The sequence below is a fragment of the Pseudomonas sp. K5002 genome, assembly GCF_013386655.1.
Taxonomy (GTDB): Bacteria; Pseudomonadota; Gammaproteobacteria; order Pseudomonadales; family Pseudomonadaceae; genus Aquipseudomonas.
This window is the reverse complement of record NZ_JACARK010000137.1, coordinates 1-3452: the sequence shown is the minus strand read 5'-3', so window position 1 is coordinate 3452 and position 3452 is coordinate 1. Positions and strand designations below refer to the sequence as shown.

Below are 3452 nucleotides of genomic sequence, written 5' to 3'. Positions count from 1 at the left end.
AGGGCATGGCACCAATGGGCGCCGTCCAGGCCGTCGAGCAACTGTGATGGCAGCAGCATGACGCCGGTTTGCACATCGCCTTCGGGTGGCAGCGACAGAGCGAAATCCGGGGCCTTGAGGGTTTCGAACAGGTCCAGGCACACATGGCCATGGCCCAGTTGGTGGCTGGTCAGGGCCGCGGCCAGCAGGACTAAAGGGTCAGCCTGCGGATCGAGTTCGTGGAGGAAGCCGACAAAGGCCTTGTCCAGCGCGCGCAACCAGCCGCGCTGCACCCAGAGATCGAGCAGTTGCACCAGGTCGGCGGCGCGGCTGAGGGGCGTCAGCTCCTCAAGCGGTAACGGCGACAGGCTCATAGCAGCTCTCCTTGTTCCCAGGCGGGCTCGGCCTTGGGTGGTAGCGGTTTGCCCTGGAACAGCAGGTCCAGGCTTTCGATCAATTCCCGGGGCGGTCGGGTGAAATACGCGCCCTGGCTCGCGGAATGGGTGCCCCGCAGGAACAGGTACAACGCGCCGCCGACGTGACGGTCGTAGTCGTACTCCGGCAGCCGCGCCTTCAGCTGACGATGCAGGGCCAGCAGGTAAAGTACATATTGCAGGTCGTAACGATGGTCGAGGATCGACAGTTCCATGGCCTGCTGTGTGTAGGCCGAATCATCGGGACCAAGCCAATTGGATTTGTAGTCGGCCACGTAGTAGCGGCCTTCGTGTTCAAAGGTCAGGTCGATAAAACCCTTGAACATGCCGTTGAGCAGCACCGGTTCGGCGGCCACGCGGGATACGCCATTGTGAGTGTGCTGGCACACCAGTTTGTCGAGTGCGAGGACGTCGACTTTGTGGCTGGCAAACCAGAACTCCATTTCAATCTGGTACTGCCGCAACTCGCTAAGGGCCACCTGCCCGTTGCCCAGCGGCAACCGGGCTTGCAACAGATGCCCGAGCCAACCGCCGAGTGTGCCGATCCAGCCTTCCCAGCCGCGTCGGTTGCAGCGGCGGGCGACCGCATCTTCGATGGCCTCCGGGGTAACATTGAAGCCTTCGCCGCCCGCCCATTCCAGCAGGCCATGGAGAAAGGTGCCGGGATTCGGCCCGCGTGGGAAACGGTGAATATCGCCACCGGAAGCCGGCACTTCGCGTGGGGCATCCGGGTCGAGGCGTTCGTCATCGAACAGCTTCTGCGCTTGTGGGCTTTCCGGCGCTTCGAGGCTCGCCGCACTCATGCTCTCGCCGATACGCAGCGCACTGTAGGAAGCGATCCACCAGTTTTCTGCCGCCTTGCGCTTGGGCAGCAGCGGCGCGAGCAAGGTGGCTTGGTTACGCGGCGGGTGGAATACGACCGCATCGGCCTCGGGCATTTCTGCGTAATGCAGTGCCGGGCAACCTTCCTGCAGGTCAAGCAACCAGCGGGCCAGGTCGCCGGACTCGCCAAGTGAAGCGCCGCCGCCGAGCAAGTAGCCCAGGGCCGACAGGTGCAGCACCGAGCTGTTGTTATTGCCACGCTTGAGGTCGGCGATGCCCAGCCAGCAGGCGTGTTTGGCGCGGGTCAGCGCCACGTAAAACAGACGCAAGTCTTCGGCCAGCCGTTCATCGTCGGCTTGGGCGATCAACTCGGCGGTGGGCCTGAGGCTGACCTGGGATTTGCCGTTTGCGTCGTGGTAATGCAACGGCAGGCGGCTGCCATCCACCGGTTTTGCCGAGCAAATGAACGGCAGGAAAACCAGGTCGTATTCCAGCCCCTTGGATTTGTGGATCGTTACCACTTTGACCAGTTGTTCATCACTTTCCAGGCGCAGGATCTGCTCTTCACCGGCCTGGCCGGAAAGCGCGAGATGTTCGGCCAGATGGCGAATCAGCGCTTGTTCACCGTCCAGCTCTGCGGCCGCCTGTTGCAGCAATTCCGAGAGGTGCAACAGGTTGGTCAATACCCGCTCGCCATCGCTGCGGGTGATCAGGGTTTGCGGCAATTTGAAGTCGTGCAACAGGCGCCGCAGCATCGGCAGCACGCCTTGGGTGCGCCAGATCGTACGGTAATCGCGGAACTGCATTACGCGTTGTTCCCACGCCAGTTCGTCCTGGTTCAGACGCTCCAGTTCGGGCAGCGACAGGTTCAAGGTGACGCAAGCCAGGGCGGCGCGCAGTGGGCGCTCGACGTCCGGCTCGGCACAGGCCTTGAGCCAGGCCAGCAGGTCGTGGGCTTCCTGGGCGGCGAACACGGAATCCTTGTCGGAAAGGTAAACACTGCGCACGCCACGGGCAGCCAGTTCACCGCGCACGGCCTGGGCTTCCTTGCCGTCGCGCACGAGGATGGCGATGTCTGACGGCAGCACGCCTTTGAAGCTAGCGTCTTTGCCGAGGAATCCGGCAGTTCCCTGCTGGCCGCCATTGAGTAACGCGACGATTTGACTGGCACAGGACGCGGCCAACTGTTGGCGGTAGAGCACGCCGGAGATCGGCTGGTCGGTGGGTAGATGCCAGAGATTCAGCGCAGGCAACGTCTGACCGTTGACCTGCAGTTGTTCCTTACGGCCTTGGGACAATACCGACTGGAACGGCACCGGATTCGTACCGTCTGGTTCACGGAACAGGAACGCTCCACGGCCTTTTTCTGCGCGCTGGAATACGTGGTTTACCACCTCGACCATGGCGTGGCTCGAACGGAAGTTGGTGCCCAGGGTGTGATGGCGGCCGGTGGTGGACTGGCGCGCGCGCAGGTAGGTGTAGATGTCGGCGCCACGAAAGGCGTAGATCGCCTGCTTTGGGTCGCCGATCAGGAACAGGCCGCTGTCGAGGTGGTTTTCTTCGATGCGGTAGATACTGTCGAAGATGCTGTATTGCACCGGGTCGGTGTCCTGGAATTCGTCGATCAGGGCGACCGGGAATTGCTCGCGGATCACGCTGGCCAAACGCTCGCCGCCGTCGGCTTGCAGGGCGGCGTTGAGGCGGATCAGCATGTCGTCGAAGCCCATTTCGGCGCGACGGCGCTTTTCTTCTTCGAAGCGTTTCCCCACCCAGCCGGCGGCGTGTTGCAGCACAGCAGCATCGGGCGTTGGCAGGGCGTCGAGGCTGGCCTTGAGACTGGCCATGGCGTCGATACCCGGATGGCGTGGTGGTTCGCCTTTCCAGGCTTCGGCCATGCCGTCGGGGGTCAGGCGGGTGAAACCGGTGCCGATGTCCAGTTGTTCGAGAGACTCGTCAGCTGCCCAGGCGCTGATTTTTTCGAACCAGGGCTCGAAGTAACGGGCTTGCATCTTGCGACCATCGACGGCTTTGGCGGCGACGGCCTGCAGGCAAATGTTGCGCAATTCTTCTGCCCATTGTTGCCAGGGTGCCTTGAGCGCGACGAGGGCTTGGCGGCGCTCTTGCAGGCATTCGTTGATCAGCTCGGCGGGGTCACGCGTTTCATCCGTGGGCCGCTCGCTGCCGAACAGCGCGCGTACCCGTGGCATCAGGGCCGCC

Annotated in this window: 1 protein-coding gene and 1 pseudogene; both read right to left on the bottom strand. The window is 62.9% G+C overall.

Annotation, left to right across the window (positions count from 1 at the left end; translation table 11 throughout):
• Positions 1-353, bottom strand: a pseudogene (locus HX846_RS08070) (exodeoxyribonuclease V subunit alpha); the annotation flags it as partial.
• Positions 350-3452, bottom strand: a 3103-nt coding sequence (gene recB, locus HX846_RS08065; protein ID WP_178965227.1) for an exodeoxyribonuclease V subunit beta, incomplete at its 5' end; no start/stop codon positions are given. The pseudogene HX846_RS08070 and the gene recB, both read right to left, overlap by 4 nt.